Below are 15,662 nucleotides of genomic sequence, written 5' to 3' on the forward strand. Positions count from 1 at the left end.
GAGCATTTGAAAGCCAGAACCTCACTGAGAAGTGTGCCAGCATGACGTGGCTAATATCCCTATCCGGAGAACAACGTGTTCGGAAAACAATTGCTAAACTTCATGCCAGGTTTACAAACTTTGTTAGCCTACGATAAAAGCTGGCTAAAACATGATATTAAAGCCGGGTTATCCGTTGCGGCTGTCGCGCTACCCGTGGCTATTGCTTATGCTGAATTGGCGGGTGTTGGGGCAATAGTGGGGCTCTATTCCTGCGTTTTACCGATGATAGCGTATGCACTCTTTGGTTCTTCACGTCAGCTTATTGTGGGCCCTGATGCCACGACCTGCGCGGTGATTGCTGCCGTCGTGTTTCCTCTTTCTGCAGGTAATTCCGAACTGCACTGGCAGCTGACCATTATCATGACGTTGATGATGGGCGGGTGGTGCCTGCTTGCCAGTAAATTCCGCCTGGGCGCACTTGCCGATCTGCTTTCACATCCCATCCTTACGGGTTTGCTTAATGGCGTTGCCGTGACGATTATTGTCGGGCAATTAGGCAAGGTGTTGGGGATAAAACTCGACGAAGCGCAGGTTATTGAGAAAATAATGGCCTTGCCAGGCCGTCTTTCAGAAAGCCATTTATTAACCGTTGGCATATCGCTTTTAACGTTAATTATTTTAATGGCGATCAAAACGTATCGCAGCCACTGGCCGGCACCGTTGATTGCCATTGTGATGACAACGCTACTGGTATGGGCGACATCTGCGCAACAGTACGGTATTGCCACTATTGGGGGTGAAGGCTTCCAGCCTGGTTTACCCGGCGTTGACTGGGGCGCTTTCCAGCCCGGTCCGATGCGTGATTTAGTGATCCCGGCACTGAACCTGGCGTTGGTCAGTTTTGTCAGCCTGATGCTGACCGCCCGCAGTTTCGCCGCGAAAAATGGCTATGAAATTAATGCTGATGCAGAGTTCAGAGCGCTGGGTATTGCGAACATTATGTCTGGGTTATCTCAGGGGTTTGCTATCAGTGGAGCCGATTCCCGGACAGCGGTTAATGATTCAGTGGGTGGGAAAAGCCAGCTGGTTTCCATCGTCGCAGCCTTACTTATCGGTATCGTAGTGGTGTTTTTCACTCAGCCATTACAATTTATTCCGGTATCTGCATTAGGTATTGTTCTGATGTACGCATCCTGGTCATTAATTGATCTGCGCGGGTTATGGAATCTGAGGCGAAGAAATAAACAGGCATTTCGCCTGGCCTTCTTCACGTTTGGCTGTGTGTTAATTATCGGCGTCATCCAGGGGATCGGCCTTGCGGTGTTGCTTGGCCTGTTACAGTTCCTGCGTACGGTGTTTCGTCCCTCCGAGCATTTACTGGGAACTGACGAAAATGGAATGATTCACTCATTAGGGAATACAACCGATATTAAAATGGTCCCGGGCGTGCTGATGTATCGATTTAACTCCCCGTTGACCTATTTTAACGTGGCTTATTTTAAACGTCGGGTATTGAACCTGGTTGATGGTGCAGCAGTACAGCCTAAATGGGTGGTCATTGATGCCGTTGCATGCTTCACCTATTCAGATATCAGCGTTCTGGCAACCATAAATGAGTTAAAGCGCGATCTGAAAGGTCGAGAGATTATGTTAATCCTTGCGGGCAGAAAAACGGAATTAACGCGCTGGTTTAAAGATAGCCGGCCAACAATGAATGATGATGACATGATTCTGGCGCCAGACCTCTATCTGGCACTTCGGTTCATTCAAAGCAAAGAGAGTGCGAGTGAATCAGGTGGCGAGGTATAAGCTAAAGGCTTGCCCGCCGACCGCGAGCAAGCCACACCCTTAGCGATACAGCGTTTTTTCCGCAACCGGAATAAGCAGCCCAGATCGCCAGTCCGCGAGCGTCAGCTGCGCAAGCCTGCCCAGCGCGGTATAAAACGGATGCCCGGCGTTGTCGACAAACACCGACAGGAAGCGGGTGCTCCACGGCAGCAGGTGCCACGCCAGAAGCCGATCGCACTCCGCTTCGCGGCCGTTCTCGGCCAGCCACGCTGCGAGCAGCAGCAAAGTACCGAAATGATCTTCCGGCTCATTTTGCTGCATCTCAAACGCGATATTGTTCTCACGCATCCACTGGCGCAGCGCGAGGGTCGAGTCGCCAAACAATACGGATTCACGGTCCAGCCAGACGGAACCCCACGGCGGAGCGGGCAGGGCATACGGACCAATAAACAGCCGTTGCCAGGCGTCCGTCAGCGGCTCATCGGAAGATGAAGCAAACGTATCGGCAACGGGCTGCAGCGTTTCCGAAGGCAGGGGCCAGTCCTGAACCCATTCGCCAGCGGTGAGCGCTTTCACCAGCGGCGCGGCCTGCTCGCTGTCGGGAGCGAAATAAAACAGCGCGCCCAGCACCCGGGCGCTGAACGCGAACGATTCACGATGTGAGACGTCTTTCATTAAACTTTCCTTGCTCGCGCGGATGACGCCCGCGCGACTGTGTTAACCGATAATACTGACCATAGAATAAACCAGGGTCTCGCGTTTCACCCTCTACACCTTCTCAATCTGCACCAGATTGGTGTGCTGCGGGTTGCCTTTTGCCAGCGGAGAAGGTCGATGGGTCGTCAGCGTGTTGATGCATGAACCGTGATCGATACGATCGCCATTCATATTGGCATCATGCCACGCTCCCTGGCCCATGGCGCTCACGCCGGGCATGATGCGTGGCGTGACTTTCGCTTCAATTCGCACCTCGCCGCGATCGTTAAATACGCGCACCGTATCGCCGTTCTTAATGCCGCGTTTTGCTGCATCGACAGGATTAAGCCACACCTCCTGGCGACAGGCCGCTTTCAGCACGTCGACGTTACCGTAGCTCGAGTGGGTACGGGCCTTGAAGTGGAAGCCGAACAGCTGCAGCGGGAACTGCGCGCGCTCGGGCGCATCCCAGCCGTCAAAGGTCGACGCGTAGACGGGCAGAGGGCTGATGGTCTCATCTTTTGCCAGCTCCCAGGTAGCCGCAATCTCCGCCAGCTTGCTGGAGTAAATCTCAATCTTGCCCGATGGCGTTTTAAGCGGATGGGCTTCCGGGTTCTCGCGGAATTTTTTATAGGCCACAAAGTGTCCGTTCGGATCTTTACGCTTATAAATACCCATTTTTTTCAGCTCGTCATAGGAAGGAAGCTGAGGATCTTTCTCGAGCATTTTGGCATACAGGAACTGCAACCACTGTTCCTGCGTGCGTCCTTCGGTGAATTTCTGAAGGATATCCGGCCCGAGGCGTTTCGCCACTTCGCTCATGATCCAGTAGATCGGCTTACGCTCGAACTTCGGCGCGGTCACGGGCTGGAGGAAAATCAGGTAGCCCATGTTCCCGGCGTAATCGTTAGGAATAATGTCTTCCTGCTCGACGGTCATCAGGTCCGGCAACACGATATCGGCGTACTTCGCTGACGAGGTCATGAAGTTGTCGATGACGACAATCATTTCGCACTTGCTTTCATCCTGTAGGATCTCGTGAGTTTTATTGATATCAGAGTGCTGGTTGATGATGGTGTTGCCCGCATAGTTCCAGATGAACTTAATCGGCACGTCCAGCTTATCCTTACCACGCACGCCGTCGCGTAAGGCGGTCATCTCCGGCCCGCGGGCGATGGCGTCCGTCCAGCTGAAGCAGGAGATTTGCGTTTTGACCGGGTTATCCGGTATCGGCATACGTTCGATGGTAATGGTGTAGGTCGACTCGCGCGCGCCGCTGTTACCGCCGTTGATGCCGACGTTTCCGGTGAGGATCGGCAGCATGGCGATGGCGCGAGACGTCAGCTCGCCGTTCGCCTGGCGCTGTGGTCCCCAGCCCTGGCAGATATAGGCCGGTTTCGCGGAGCCGATTTCACGAGCAAGTTTGATGATGCGATCCGCAGGAATGCCGGTGATGCGTGAGGCCCACTCCGGCGTTTTCGCCGTGTTGTCATCGCCCTGGCCGAGAATGTATGCTTTGTAGTGGCCGTTACGGGCGCGCCTTCCGGCAGCGTTTTTTCGTCATAGCCCACGCAGTATTTATCCAGAAACGGCTGGTCGACCAGGTTTTCGTCGATCAATACCCACGCGATTCCCGCCACCAGCGCGGCATCGGTACCCGGACGGATCGGGATCCATTCATCTTCGCGTCCGGCTGCCGTATCGGTATAGCGCGGGTCGATAACGATCATGCGCGCATTGGATCGCTCGCGGGCCTGCTCCAGATAATAGGTAATCCCGCCGCCGCTCATGCGGGTTTCCGCCGGGTTATTGCCGAACATCACCACCAGTTTGCTGTTTTCAATATCCGAGGTGCTGTTGCCATCGTTGCTGCCGTAGGTGTAGGGCATCGCGCAGGCGATTTGCGCCGTGCTGTAGGTGCCGTAGTGGCTCAGGAAACCGCCGTAGCAGTTCATCAGGCGCGCCACCAGCGAAGCGTAAGGTGAGGAGCGGGTGATATTGCCGCCGACGATGCCGGAAGAGTAGTTGATGTAAACCGCTTCGTTGCCGTATTTGCTAACCACCTCTTTCAGGCTGGCGGTGATGGCGTCAAGCGCTTCATCCCACGTGATGCGCTCGAACTTGCCTTCTCCGCGTTTGCCCACGCGTTTCATAGGGTAGTTGAGACGATCGGGATGATTGATCCGACGGCGAATAGAACGACCGCGCAGGCAGGCGCGCACCTGATGGTTACCGTAAATATCTTCACCGGTGTTATCGGTTTCGACCCAGTACACTTCGTCGTCGCGGACGTGCAGACGCAGCGCGCAGCGGCTGCCGCAGTTGACCGAGCAGGCGCCCCATACCACTTTATCTTCAGCAGGCTGAACGGCGTTCTTCACCGCCGCGGCGGCGCTTTTTAAGCCGAAAGGAAGTGAGATCCCACCGGCGGCCAGCGCCAGAGACCCTATTGCCGTAGATTTCACGAGAGTTCGACGGCTAATTCCGCCGTGATGTTCAGTATCGGACATGGCTCACCCCATCATTATAATTACGTATTATTTTTCCCGAAATGATAACCGGGCTAATGATGGGGTGAGTGTTACTGATTTGGGGGTATTAAATCTTAATCCTCATCAAGTCAAAGGGGATTGAGGGTAAATTACTGCGCTTCAGCAGCCCCGTTGCCTGTGCGGGTGTACAAAATTTTAAAGGTGTCGTTGGCGCAGTGGCCTACCACCTGCGTGCCCGCCTGGTCAGCCTGGTCGTTCGGCACAATGCTCAGCGTAAAACTTGATTCAGGCACGCCGTTGTTGATAATTTTCTGCTGAATGTCGCTTTTCACGCGCTCGCAGGAATCCGGTGCCGCCAGCGCGGCCGTTGAGGCACTCATTAACAGCAGGGCGGTAATCCAGGGTAACCGTTTCATCTCTAGCTCCTTTTCTCTGTGTAGAGATTAATTTTAGCAGGCTTCGTGTAAACAACTGTATTTGCTAATATGATTGGGAATAATCTCCCTGTACGGTAATAAATGTGAAGAAATACGCAGCGATAACGCTACTGGCAGCAACACTGGTGGGGTGCGACAACAGCTCCGCGCCGCTGTCGTTTACGCCCGAGATGGCGAGTTTCTCGAACGAATTTGATTTTGATCCGCTGCGCGGCCCGGTGAAAGACTTCACCCAGACGCTGCTCAACGAGAAGGGCGAAGTGTCCAAACGGGTGACCGGCACCGTGTCGGCGGAAGGGTGTTTCGATACCCTGGAACTGCACGACCTGGAGGCCAATACCGGCGTGGCGCTGGTGCTGGATGCCAATTACTACCTTGATGCGGAAACCCAGCAGCGAAAAGTGAAGCTGCAGGGGAAATGCCAGCTGGCCGAACTGCCGTCAGCCGGGATAACGTGGGATACCGACGACAACGGTTTTGTGGTGGCGGCGCACGGCAAAGAGATGGAAGTGAAGTATCGTTACGATGCGGATGGCTACCCGCTGGGCAAAACCACCGTCTCGGGGGATCAGCACCTGTCCGTGCAGTCGACGCCGTCTAAAGACGTTCGCAAAAGAATGGATTACTCGGCAGTGAGCATGTTGAATGACAAGCCGCTGGGTAACGTGAAGCAGAGCTGCGATTACGATCGACACAATAATCCGGTGAGCTGCGATCTGACGATCACCGACGATAGCGTCAAACCTGCCGTTGAGCACAAATACACCATCAAAAACACGATTGAATACTACTGAGAATAAAACCGCGCAGGTTACTGCGCGGTCGGTTTCAGCAGGCTGGCGCCTGACGGCTTGTGTCCGGCCAGGTGCTGATGCTGGAAGATGCACATGCGAATGGTATTGCGGTATTCGCCGTTGATAAAGAACTCGTGAATCAGCTCGCCTTCCACCATAAAGCCCAGCTTGCGGTAGATATGGATCGCTTTCTCGTTCTCTTTATCCACAATCAGGTAAAGCTTGTAGAGATTCAGAACGTTGAATCCGTAATCCATTGCCAGCTTCGCTGCCCGTGAGGCAAGGCCTTTTCCCTGATGCTCAGGGGAAATAATGATCTGAAACTCCGCCCGACGGTGAACATGGTTGATTTCAACCAGCTCCACAAGACCGGCTTTTTCGCCTTCACACTCCACCACAAAACGACGTTCACTCTGATCGTGAATGTGCTTATCGTAGAGATCGGACAGCTCAACAAAGGCCTCGTACGGCTCTTCGAACCAGTAGCGCATTACGCTGGCGTTATTGTCCAGCTGGTGGACGAAGCGCAGGTCTTCGCGCTCCAGCGGGCGAAGCTTAACGTCGCAGGGCGCCGACATTACGGGGCTACCGTGCGGCCAGTGCGGCGATCCAGGCAGCGCAGGGTGTTTGGCTCCCAGTAGGCGTTGACGTTTGCACTTTGCTGACACTTATCGCGCGCGTCAAAAGCGACATCTTCTTTGTCCCACTCTTTCTCAGCACGTTTGTTGACCTTGTGACGAAGGCTGCGGGTGTCATTCCATTGTTCTTTGTCCATGGCGGCGTTCTGGCGGCTTTGCGCGCTGTCACCAGACTCAATAATGAGCTTGCTGGTTTCCGCTGTCGCAGAGGCGGCAAAGGCGAACGATGACAGCGCCAGCAGGGCTGTCAGACAAAGGCGTTTGCTTAATGTGGTCATAGCGTTTCCTTTTAAACGGGTGCAGATAATCAAGTTACCCCGAACAGATTCTACACCAAAGCGAAAAGACGGCATACCCGCGGTGCAAGTATGGAAAAGTAAAGGATATCATCAGGTATGATGTCTAAATAGATCCTCACCTGACGTGAAATATGCTCAAAACGACGCTGCTTTTTTTTGCCACCGCGCTATGCGAAATCATCGGCTGCTTCCTGCCCTGGCTCTGGCTGAAGAAGGGGGGATCCGTATTGCTTCTCATCCCGGCAAGCGTCGCGCTGGCTCTGTTTGTCTGGCTGTTAACGCTGCATCCGGCCGCGAGCGGCCGCGTCTACGCTGCTTACGGTGGTGTCTATGTCTGTACCGCGCTGCTGTGGCTACGCGTGGTGGACGGCGTCAAGCTCAGCGCGTACGACTGGGCAGGCGCGCTGATTGCCCTGTGCGGAATGCTGATTATTGTGGCGGGATGGGGGCGGGCCTGAGCCCCCGGTTTTGTGATCGTTAGCGGATTTTATGATCATTATACTTGTATGGTAGTCTGGTTAGTGGGTAAGTTTCCAGCATCACAACGAATGATGTAAGGAAAGGAATTATGAAGATTGTCGCGGCTGACGTGTTTGTTACCTGCCCGGGGCGGAACTTTGTCACCCTTAAAATCACCACCGACGAGGGGATTGTCGGCCTCGGTGACGCTACGCTGAACGGGCGTGAACTCTCCGTGGCTTCCTACCTGAAAGACCATCTCTGCCCGCAGCTGATTGGCCGCGATGCGCACCGCATCGAAGACATCTGGCAGTTTTTCTATAAGGGCGCCTACTGGCGTCGCGGCCCGGTCACCATGTCGGCCATCTCCGCCGTGGACATGGCGCTGTGGGACATCAAAGCCAAAGCGGCCAACATGCCGCTCTACCAGCTGTTGGGCGGCGCATCCCGCGAAGGCGTGATGGTTTACTGCCACACGACCGGTCACACCATTGACGACGTGCTGGAAGATTACGCCCGCCATAAAGAGATGGGCTTCAAGGCGATCCGCGTTCAGTGCGGGGTGCCGGGCATGAAAACCACCTACGGCATGGCCAAAGGGAAAGGGCTGGCCTACGAGCCTGCGACCAAAGGCGACTGGCCGGAAGAGCAGCTCTGGTCCACCGAAAAATACCTCGATTTCACACCAAAGCTGTTCGACGCGGTGCGCAGTAAATTCGGCTTCAATGAGCATCTTCTGCATGACATGCACCACCGCCTGACGCCAATCGAAGCGGCGCGATTCGGCAAGAGCATCGAGGAATTCCGCATGTTCTGGATGGAAGATCCAACGCCTGCGGAAAACCAGGCCTGCTTCCGCCTCATTCGCCAGCACACCGTCACGCCAATTGCCGTGGGCGAAGTGTTTAACAGCATCTGGGACTGCAAGCAGCTCATCGAAGAGCAGCTCATCGACTATATCCGCACCACCATTATTCCTCAGCTAGCCGCTGCGCTTTTAATGGATTGCTGACCACTTCACCCCATGGCATTAGCCAGCCGTTACCAATGAAGGGAAGGCACAGTGTGCCAACCCTGATGTCGTCGTGAGCGTGAGTCATAGGATGGACTCCATTTCGTCGATGTAGAGGCCCTGAGCAATCAGCCGACGACGGCGGGCGGCACGCGCAATGCACTCCTGCCGTCGGCCTTCCTGCGATTGCTCTATGGCGCGCCGGGTGAACAGCCGCGATTTACCCTGCGGCGTTACGACCTTTGGCTTGCTTGCCAGGCTAAATGTCCGGTCGCAGATACCGTCCTCGTTGAGCCATGTTTCCGACGCGACAATTTGCGCTATTTGCCCGGAACCGCGGGTGATGCCGTTGGCGACCCGGTTGAACTCGATGAGCGTTACGCCCCAAACTTCTCAGCGATTTCGCTGCCGGTTACCGGGCGGCCGCGCGTCTGAATCATCCAGATAACTCGTTCACGGAGGCCGGAGAATTGCCCGGTTCGCCCGGGCCTGCGGTAGAAGGGTGTGCGTTTCATTCGAGCTCCAGAATGCGGTGCTTCGTGTCCGCAACAAGTTCGAGGAAGTCTTTTCGGCGCGCGCGTAGCCGGGCTATTTCTGTTTCACATTCAGCAGCTGTAAGGCGATAGACGATGAGCTGTTTACCGTCCGGGAAGTCTGAGCAGTAGCTGATGAAGTCCACCCAATCCCTGCCAGAGCAATCAAGGTGACCGACCAGTTGCCATCTGTATGCCGGATCACCCCGCTGAACGAAAAGCTGAGCAAGCTTGAAACCCAGCTGCAGGCGAACGCAGAAGGCGAACTGAAAGCCAAGCGCGATGCGGTTAAAGCGAAATTCTCGTTCATGACTGAAGCGGCGATCAACTCGCTGGCTGGCGAAGCGCTGAACGACTTGTACTCACAGTGCCAGACCAGCACCGGTCTGAACCCTGCATTCCAGGGGAATGGCGCTCAGAGCGAAATCCTTAACATGGAGGCACCTGAATAATGGCTCTCGCACCTCGTTTCCATACGGTAATCGCGGGCCCGGCCCGTAAGAATGACCCACAGGTCATTGAAGCAATCATGGCGGCAGCCGCGAAACCTGGCTCACTGGTGATGCTCGACAGCACCGGGAAACTGGCTGTTCACAATGTCGCTGGTGGCGCAGGCGTTGCTCTGGCTCTTCAGCATAACTATATCGGCGGTGGTGACATTCGCGATGCGGTTCCTGCCGGTGATACCGGCGCGGCCATCATGTGCGAAGACGATGTGGATTACCACATGCTGGTCAAAGCAGGCGAAGTGTTGCTGGAAAACGAAGGCCTGGTTTCTGCCGGTGACGGCACGCTGGCCAAGTCGACCACACCAGCCACCGACCAGGTCCTCTTTTATTCACGCGAAAAAATCACCGTTGGCGCAGAAGCTCAGCTCGTGAAAGTTCGCAAATCAGGGAAAGCAACCGCATGAGCATGATCGTATTCAACAAAAAGCTGGTTACTGAATATAACCAGGTAAAGCAGGCGTGGAATCAGCTGCTGATGCAGCGTGAGTCCTTCAACATCAACCAGAACACTATTTCCGCCCAGTATGGCGGCGCACTGGAAGTTAACCAGGCTGCGCTGATCTCCAAAGACTACTGGCGTGAAGTGGATAACATCACTACCCGAGTCTTCCGTAATGACGAAGGCAACGGCCTGCTGGATGATCTGCTCGGTCTCGGTACGCCGATCTCTATCGGCAAGACAGCTGCGCTTTACCGCGTCTCCAGTGACGCGGGCAAGGTTCATCGCACACTGACGGGCCACGTTCCGGAAGAACTGGATAAAGTCATCTACGACGAAGCTGGTGACCCAATCCCGATCTTCAACACCGGCTACAGCCGTGAATGGCGTGAGTGGAACGGCATGCAGTCCGAAAATCTTGACGCAATGGCAGATGACCAGGAAGCGCACGTTGCAGCCATCCGCGAGGATATGGCCGACTACATGCTGTCTGGTGACGCGAAAGTGAAGGTGAAGGGGTATGTCGGCGCAGGCATCACCAACCACGCCAACACCAACCAGGTGGATCTGAGTGCGTCCGGTCTGAATATCGACCTGACCACCGCCACCCCTGACGAGATGGTCGCATTCTTCACCGGCCCGTTCGCTAAGCTCCTGGACGATAACTACGTGCAGGAGAAGGTGAAGGTGTGGGTGTCGCCTGACATCATGCGCAACATGAGCAAACCATATTCCTCCGCTGCCGGCTTCAAAGAAGGCACCGTGCTGGAGTACATCCTGCGCTACGGCCGTATCGAGTCTGTTAACCAGACCTTTAAGCTGACTGGTAACCACTTCATCGCGTACGTGCGCAATTCGCAGTACATCAAGACGCGTATTGCCGCGCCGGTGGGCACCTTCATGATCCCGCGCCAGAATCCGTTCGACAACTACAACACTCTGGTCTGGAGTGCTGTCGGTCTGCAGATTAAGCGCGATTTCAACGGTCGCTCTAAAGTGTTCAACGCACAGGGTTAAGGGGCTTCGGCCCCTTTTCTTCGGGAGAGAGCATGAAAAAGTTAAAAGTCGAGAAGGCTGGTTGCTGGGGAACGATTAACGGCGTATTCCAGCAACTGCCGGTTGGTCATGAGTTTGTTGCGGTTGATGTGCCGCCAGCTTTCGCTGGTCGCGTATCGGTCGTTAGCGAAGTTGAAGAGCAGGAGCTTGAAGTTGCCACACCTGGTGCTGACGATAAATCTGCAGAGCAGGCAGAGCAGGCAGAGCAGGCAGAGCAGGCAGAGCAGGCAGACACCACCGCTAAATCGAAAAAGGCGAAATAACCATGGCTGACCCAATCACGGCGGCAGACGTGCAGGCGTTCCTCGGTGAATTGGGTTACACGCGGCAGTTTAAAGTTGCTTCGAGCCCACGCTCTCAGGTTCTTGGGATTATCGGCGATAGTATTTCCGATAATGCTATTGATGGATCATGGCCTGTTTGGTGCGCAGAAGCACTGGATGGCTCGTTTGGTATTCGTATCAATAGCATCGAAAACAAGGCTATTTCTGGTCAGACGCTTGATCAGCAGATCGCAAACCTTACAGCGAACCCGTTTTCGAATGCATCCATTGTGGCTGTGTTTATCGGTACTAATGATATTCAGGGTGGTAATTCCCTTGCGGCGTTTCAGACATCCTTGAATAACCTGCTTAACACACTACAATCGCAGGGAAGGAGCGCGGTGCTCGTTATCCCGCCGCAATGGTATCTTAAAACAGATACCCCTAATGGGAGTGGCGGTGCAACTACTAACTCAAACAGGGGAGGAGATATCCGTGCCGCTATAGGCCGAATTGCTGCAGATCGTGGATTACAACTCGTGGATATGACAAATTTCACAGGGGCTGTGAATCCTTTGTACCTGCAATCTATATTCGCTGACCCTATTCTTCGTGACAATATGCATCCTACGGCCTATGCATATCGTATTTACGGATATGAAATCGCCAGGGCAATTGCTGCACATGTTTGCCCTGTAGTTAAAACGCCTTCTGACTGGATCGCTTTGCCTGGTCAGGCAGCAGGTTTAACAAATGGTGTTCAGTACCGTTTTAGCAATGTGGGCATCGAGTTAAAGGGGCGCCTTGATGGTGCTTCTGCATTGAATGGCCTTGTGTTAACGCTGCCGGAGTTTCTGCGACAAAGCGCTATCCGTTACTTTATTGCATGGGGTAATACCGGCCCCGTACCAGTTTATTTCAACACGGATGGCACTGTAATGGTTCACAACAATTCATCGTCTACACAGATGTCATTTGATGGTATTGTGCTAACATCTTGAAGATGTTGCTTTCTTGCCACACTCATCAATATAATGAATGGGTGTGGCAATATTATGTTTCTTTAAATTATTATATATTAACTATCTTTAATTTTATGCTGTTAGTTTCTTTAAATATAGAGAGGGTATATTGGAAAGGAAAATATGGCTTGATAACGTTAGAGCTTTATCTTGCTTCATGGTTGTTGTGGTTCATGTGACAGCTTTGACAAAATACAGCATAGGTAATGTTAGCAATGCCCTGTGGGGATTTACTGTTATTATAGATAGTGCATCTAGAATGTGCGTCCCTCTATTTTTGATGATTTCTGGATATATATTTCTCAATGATAAAAGCGTCAGGCCTAGCAATATTATAAAAATTTTCACAGCTCTTGTTTTTTATAGCTTGCTCTGTGTTGCTTACTATAGTGTATTCGGAGGTGTTAACTTTATAGATACATTAAAGACTATTTATCAGAAGCCAGCTATGTATCATTTGTGGTATTTATATTACATCTTTGTATACTATGTGCTTTTCTTTTTTATTAAGGTTAGGAATTTAAATCCAAAGCATGGTTTGATTGCTGTAACTATAGCAATGATAATATTCAATCCAACCTTAAACGATGTTTTTTATTTCACGTTTGGCGTTGAATTAAAGAATGGGTTCGCTATAGATTCACAATATTTATTGTTATTGTTATATTGTTTTTCTGGTGCATTTGTTGGAAGCATGACTCGTGAAGAAGTTCTAATAAAATCCTCAATTGTCATTTGCATTACTTCAATAGCATTAATATCGTACATGACGATAATAAAATCAATTGAGATTGGGTCGCTTGCCTATCAATATCAAAACTATATTACAATTCCCGTGTATATGTCTTCAATTTCTGCATTCTATATTGTAAAGAATATAAACCTTAACTCAAGTTCGCAGAAAGTAATTTCTTTCATTTCAGATAAGTCGTTGGCAATATATGGTGTCCATGCAATTATTTTGGAGTATGTAAAATTTAAAAAACTTTATTTCTTTGACTCTCAGTTTGCTAATCTTATCGTTACTTTTGTAATTGTAATTATTTCTAGCACTGTTACCGCAACAATAATAAGAACTCTTGATAAGAGAAGATATGTTAGCTAGAAATAACTAGAATTATGATTTTTATGCTTAATTTCAACAAACATAAAAACCTTTGCTGGCGAGCTTGATCTGAGCTAACATAAACACTACTGTATATACATACAGTTTTGTGTTGGGGGTTCATCATGGGGTTTCCGTCGCCAGCTGCAGACTACGTTGAAGAGCGCATATCACTCGATAAGCGTCTTATCGCTCATCCATCAGCTACGTACATGATGGTAGCCGGCACGACATATCTGCGCGCCGGGATCATGAAGGGCGCTATGCTTATCGTCGACTCGTCGCTGACGCCGAAGGATGGTTCTCTGCTTGTCTGTGCTGTTGATGGTGAGTTCAGGATTATGCGCTACAGGACGCTACCGCATCCCTGCCTGGAAAACCCAGAAAATGGAAGGAGGGAGCCGTTACCGATGAAAGACGATGTGTCGGATACATCGCGGCCGGTGTTTGGGGTGATCACGTACATCATCAACGACGCGCGGTCTGGTGAGTTTGATGATTGTCCGGTGATGTTATGGGGCATATATGGGGCAAAAATTTAGCGCAAAACAACTCAAACACACAGAAGGTGATGATTCGTCTTGCGCTAACACTTTGCTTTTTACCTGCTTACTTTCTACATACTCATGCTTTCATTTTTTGCACCTTTAAATTATGGACTTTCAGCTTTACTCGCTGGGGGCTGCCCTGGTCTTTCACGAGATCTTCTTCCCGGAACAGTCAGCCGCGATGGCGCTGATCCTCGCGATGGGGACCTACGGCGCAGGCTATATCGCACGCATTGTCGGCGCCTTTATCTTTGGCAGAATGGGCGACAGCATTGGTCGTAAGAAGGTGCTGTTTATCACCATCACCATGATGGGGATCTGCACCACGCTGATTGGCGTCCTGCCGACCTACGCGCAGATCGGGATTTTTGCTCCCGTTCTGCTGGTAACGCTGCGTATCATCCAGGGCCTGGGGGCCGGGGCGGAGATTTCCGGGGCCGGGACCATGCTGGCGGAGTACGCGCCGAAAGGGAAACGCGGCATTATCTCCTCGCTGGTGGCGATGGGCACTAACTGCGGGACGCTGAGCGCCACGGCGATCTGGGCAGTGATGTTCTTAGCCCTCGACCGTGAAGAGCTGATTGCCTGGGGCTGGCGCGTGCCGTTCCTCGCCAGCGTCGTGGTGATGATTTTCGCCATCTGGCTGCGAATGAACCTGAAAGAGAGCCCGGTCTTTGAGAAAGTGAACGATGCCCAAACCGTACAGCCGGACACCTCGCTGGGTTCAATGGTGAAAAGTAAATCCTTCTGGCTTGCGACCGGGCTGCGTTTCGGTCAGGCGGGCAACTCGGGGCTGATCCAGACGTTCCTCGCCGGGTATCTGGTCCAGACGCTGCTGTTCGATAAAGCCATCCCGACCGATGCGCTGATGGTAAGCTCCATTCTCGGGTTTATCTCCATTCCGCTGCTGGGCTGGCTTTCCGATAAAGTAGGGCGCCGTCTGCCGTACATTATCCTCAATGTCTCCGCCATTCTTCTCGCCTACCCGATGCTGTCGATCATCGTCGATAAGAGCTATGCGCCGGGGACAATCATGCTCTCTATCATCGTTATCCATAACTTCGCCGTGCTGGGGCTGTTTGCGCTGGAAAATATCACCATGGCGGAGATGTTTGGCTCGCGAAATCGCTTTACCCGCATGGCTATCTCGAAAGAGGCGGGCGGTCTGGTGGCGGTGGGCTTTGGTCCGGTGCTGGCGGGGATCTTCTGCAACATGACCGGCTCCTGGTGGCCGATTGTCGCCATGCTGGTGGCCTATTCCGTGATTGGGCTGGTCTCGGCGATCCTGATGCCGGAAGTGCGCGACCGTGATTTGAGCGCGGCGCACGACGCAGCGGAATCCGCGCCAGAAGAGAGCGTGGGTTACGGCGCGTTCTCCTCGCGGCGCTAGTGGTTCATAACTTACGTGGCCTGTCACACAACTCTGACTTTATGTCACACCACATGAGCAAAAGTTAATATAAATCAAAATCTCAAACGGCAGTATCAGTATGGTTGATGGCAGTTATTTTTTTACCCCGGCTGCCATTCTAGTTGGTGTAGTCAGCAGGCGCCGCCGCTTCAGAGGAGCGGCAGCGGTCCACGACTTTC

16 protein-coding genes and 4 pseudogenes are annotated in these 15,662 nt (G+C 52.7%); 12 read left to right on the top strand and 8 right to left on the bottom strand.

Annotated elements, in window-relative coordinates; translation table 11 throughout:
* The first annotated feature begins 75 nt into the window (after positions 1 to 75).
* Positions 76 to 1,791: a SulP family inorganic anion transporter gene (locus tag LBF07_RS22295; protein WP_094935887.1), complete on the top strand. Its 1,716-nt coding sequence runs from the start codon at positions 76 to 78 to the stop codon at positions 1,789 to 1,791.
* A gap of 39 nt (positions 1,792 to 1,830) precedes the next feature.
* Here the strand turns inward: LBF07_RS22295 and dmsD are convergent, their stop codons facing one another.
* From dmsD to LBF07_RS22310, 3 genes and pseudogenes are all read right to left on the bottom strand, one after another.
* Positions 1,831 to 2,445 carry a Tat proofreading chaperone DmsD gene (dmsD, locus tag LBF07_RS22300; RefSeq protein WP_094935886.1) on the bottom strand — a complete coding sequence of 205 codons (615 nt, stop codon included), beginning with the start codon at positions 2,443 to 2,445 and terminating at the stop codon, positions 1,831 to 1,833.
* 93 nt (positions 2,446 to 2,538) lie between these two features.
* Positions 2,539 to 4,976: pseudogene (gene ynfE, locus LBF07_RS22305) on the bottom strand (selenate/tellurate reductase subunit YnfE).
* 131 nt (positions 4,977 to 5,107) lie between these two features.
* Entirely contained in the window at positions 5,108 to 5,374 is a 267-nt protein-coding gene (locus LBF07_RS22310) for a DUF1161 domain-containing protein (RefSeq protein WP_094935885.1), read from the bottom strand.
* A 104-nt stretch (positions 5,375 to 5,478) separates the two neighbouring features.
* Between LBF07_RS22310 and LBF07_RS22315 the strand changes: the two genes are divergently transcribed.
* On the top strand, positions 5,479 to 6,189 hold the full coding sequence (locus tag LBF07_RS22315; protein ID WP_033145401.1) for a YnfC family lipoprotein: 711 nt from the start codon (positions 5,479 to 5,481) through the stop codon (positions 6,187 to 6,189).
* Between the two features lie 17 nt (positions 6,190 to 6,206).
* On the opposite strand, the gene speG is transcribed toward LBF07_RS22315, so the two are convergent.
* Both speG and LBF07_RS22325 read right to left on the bottom strand, forming a co-directional pair.
* Complete coding sequence (gene speG / locus LBF07_RS22320; RefSeq protein ID WP_023311549.1) at positions 6,207 to 6,767, bottom strand: spermidine N1-acetyltransferase; 561 nt, start codon at positions 6,765 to 6,767, stop codon at positions 6,207 to 6,209.
* Positions 6,767 to 7,105, bottom strand: a complete 339-nt coding sequence (locus LBF07_RS22325; RefSeq protein ID WP_023311550.1) for a DUF1283 family protein — start codon at positions 7,103 to 7,105, stop codon at positions 6,767 to 6,769. The genes speG and LBF07_RS22325 overlap by 1 nt, the downstream gene beginning before the upstream one ends.
* Before the next feature lie 152 nt (positions 7,106 to 7,257).
* Between LBF07_RS22325 and LBF07_RS22330 the strand changes: the two genes are divergently transcribed.
* Both LBF07_RS22330 and LBF07_RS22335 read left to right on the top strand, forming a co-directional pair.
* A complete protein-coding gene (locus LBF07_RS22330) occupies positions 7,258 to 7,584 on the top strand; it encodes a YnfA family protein (RefSeq protein ID WP_021241222.1) in 327 nt (108 codons plus the stop codon).
* Positions 7,585 to 7,694: 110 nt separating this feature from the next.
* A pseudogene (locus LBF07_RS22335) lies at positions 7,695 to 8,558 on the top strand (D-galactonate dehydratase family protein); the annotation flags it as partial.
* Here LBF07_RS22335 and LBF07_RS22340 read toward each other — a convergent pair.
* The 3 genes and pseudogenes from LBF07_RS22340 to LBF07_RS22350 form a co-directional block, all read right to left on the bottom strand.
* On the bottom strand, positions 8,557 to 8,685 hold the full coding sequence (locus LBF07_RS22340; RefSeq protein ID WP_094935883.1) for a DUF1317 family protein: 129 nt from the start codon (positions 8,683 to 8,685) through the stop codon (positions 8,557 to 8,559). The pseudogene LBF07_RS22335 and the gene LBF07_RS22340 sit on opposite strands and share 2 nt — an antisense overlap.
* Positions 8,682 to 9,112: pseudogene (locus tag LBF07_RS22345) on the bottom strand (regulator). The gene LBF07_RS22340 and the pseudogene LBF07_RS22345 overlap by 4 nt, the downstream one beginning before the upstream one ends.
* Complete coding sequence (locus LBF07_RS22350; RefSeq protein ID WP_205745061.1) at positions 9,109 to 9,276, bottom strand: hypothetical protein; 168 nt, start codon at positions 9,274 to 9,276, stop codon at positions 9,109 to 9,111. Before LBF07_RS22350 ends, LBF07_RS22345 begins: the two are co-directional and overlap by 4 nt.
* A gap of 24 nt (positions 9,277 to 9,300) precedes the next feature.
* Between LBF07_RS22350 and LBF07_RS22355 the strand changes: the two genes are divergently transcribed.
* The 8 genes and pseudogenes from LBF07_RS22355 to LBF07_RS22390 all read left to right on the top strand — a co-directional run.
* On the top strand, positions 9,301 to 9,582 hold the full coding sequence (locus LBF07_RS22355; RefSeq protein ID WP_224435095.1) for a hypothetical protein: 282 nt from the start codon (positions 9,301 to 9,303) through the stop codon (positions 9,580 to 9,582).
* Positions 9,582 to 10,043: a hypothetical protein gene (locus tag LBF07_RS22360; RefSeq protein ID WP_094935865.1), complete on the top strand. Its 462-nt coding sequence runs from the start codon at positions 9,582 to 9,584 to the stop codon at positions 10,041 to 10,043. Before LBF07_RS22355 ends, LBF07_RS22360 begins: the two co-directional genes overlap by 1 nt.
* Positions 10,040 to 11,095, top strand: a complete 1,056-nt coding sequence (locus tag LBF07_RS22365) for a major capsid protein (RefSeq protein WP_025913417.1) — start codon at positions 10,040 to 10,042, stop codon at positions 11,093 to 11,095. Before LBF07_RS22360 ends, LBF07_RS22365 begins: the two co-directional genes overlap by 4 nt.
* 32 nt (positions 11,096 to 11,127) lie before the next feature.
* Entirely contained in the window at positions 11,128 to 11,397 is a 270-nt protein-coding gene (locus LBF07_RS22370) for a hypothetical protein (RefSeq protein ID WP_199556851.1), read from the top strand.
* Positions 11,398 to 11,399: 2 nt separating this feature from the next.
* The gene (locus LBF07_RS22375) at positions 11,400 to 12,398 is read left to right on the top strand and encodes an SGNH/GDSL hydrolase family protein (RefSeq protein WP_094935863.1); all 999 of its coding nucleotides are present in this window, start codon (positions 11,400 to 11,402) and stop codon (positions 12,396 to 12,398) included.
* A gap of 130 nt (positions 12,399 to 12,528) precedes the next feature.
* Positions 12,529 to 13,524, top strand: coding sequence for an acyltransferase (locus tag LBF07_RS22380; RefSeq protein WP_127341072.1), 996 nt, complete (start codon positions 12,529 to 12,531; stop codon positions 13,522 to 13,524).
* 125 nt (positions 13,525 to 13,649) lie between these two features.
* Positions 13,650 to 14,066, top strand: coding sequence for a S24 family peptidase (locus LBF07_RS22385; protein ID WP_094935861.1), 417 nt, complete (start codon positions 13,650 to 13,652; stop codon positions 14,064 to 14,066).
* A 112-nt stretch (positions 14,067 to 14,178) separates the two neighbouring features.
* Positions 14,179 to 15,462 (top strand): annotated as a pseudogene (locus LBF07_RS22390) (MFS transporter); the annotation flags it as partial.
* Positions 15,463 to 15,662 lie beyond the last annotated feature (200 nt).

This window comes from Enterobacter cloacae complex sp. ECL352, assembly GCF_020149545.1.
In the GTDB taxonomy this organism is placed as follows: domain Bacteria; phylum Pseudomonadota; class Gammaproteobacteria; order Enterobacterales; family Enterobacteriaceae; genus Enterobacter; species Enterobacter asburiae_B.

Bases quoted from the DNA above. Each gene is read 5' to 3' on its own strand.
- dmsD (WP_094935886.1), bottom strand. From the start codon at position 2,445: ATGAAAGACGTCTCACATCGTGAATCGTTCGCGTTCAGCGCCCGGGTG.
- LBF07_RS22310 (WP_094935885.1), bottom strand. From the start codon at position 5,374: ATGAAACGGTTACCCTGGATTACCGCCCTGCTGTTAATGAGTGCCTCA.
- speG (WP_023311549.1), bottom strand. From the start codon at position 6,767: ATGTCGGCGCCCTGCGACGTTAAGCTTCGCCCGCTGGAGCGCGAAGAC.
- LBF07_RS22325 (WP_023311550.1), bottom strand. From the start codon at position 7,105: ATGACCACATTAAGCAAACGCCTTTGTCTGACAGCCCTGCTGGCGCTG.
- LBF07_RS22330 (WP_021241222.1), top strand. From the start codon at position 7,258: ATGCTCAAAACGACGCTGCTTTTTTTTGCCACCGCGCTATGCGAAATC.
- LBF07_RS22340 (WP_094935883.1), bottom strand. From the start codon at position 8,685: ATGACTCACGCTCACGACGACATCAGGGTTGGCACACTGTGCCTTCCC.
- LBF07_RS22360 (WP_094935865.1), top strand. From the start codon at position 9,582: ATGGCTCTCGCACCTCGTTTCCATACGGTAATCGCGGGCCCGGCCCGT.
- LBF07_RS22365 (WP_025913417.1), top strand. From the start codon at position 10,040: ATGAGCATGATCGTATTCAACAAAAAGCTGGTTACTGAATATAACCAG.
- LBF07_RS22370 (WP_199556851.1), top strand. From the start codon at position 11,128: ATGAAAAAGTTAAAAGTCGAGAAGGCTGGTTGCTGGGGAACGATTAAC.
- LBF07_RS22375 (WP_094935863.1), top strand. From the start codon at position 11,400: ATGGCTGACCCAATCACGGCGGCAGACGTGCAGGCGTTCCTCGGTGAA.
- LBF07_RS22385 (WP_094935861.1), top strand. From the start codon at position 13,650: ATGGGGTTTCCGTCGCCAGCTGCAGACTACGTTGAAGAGCGCATATCA.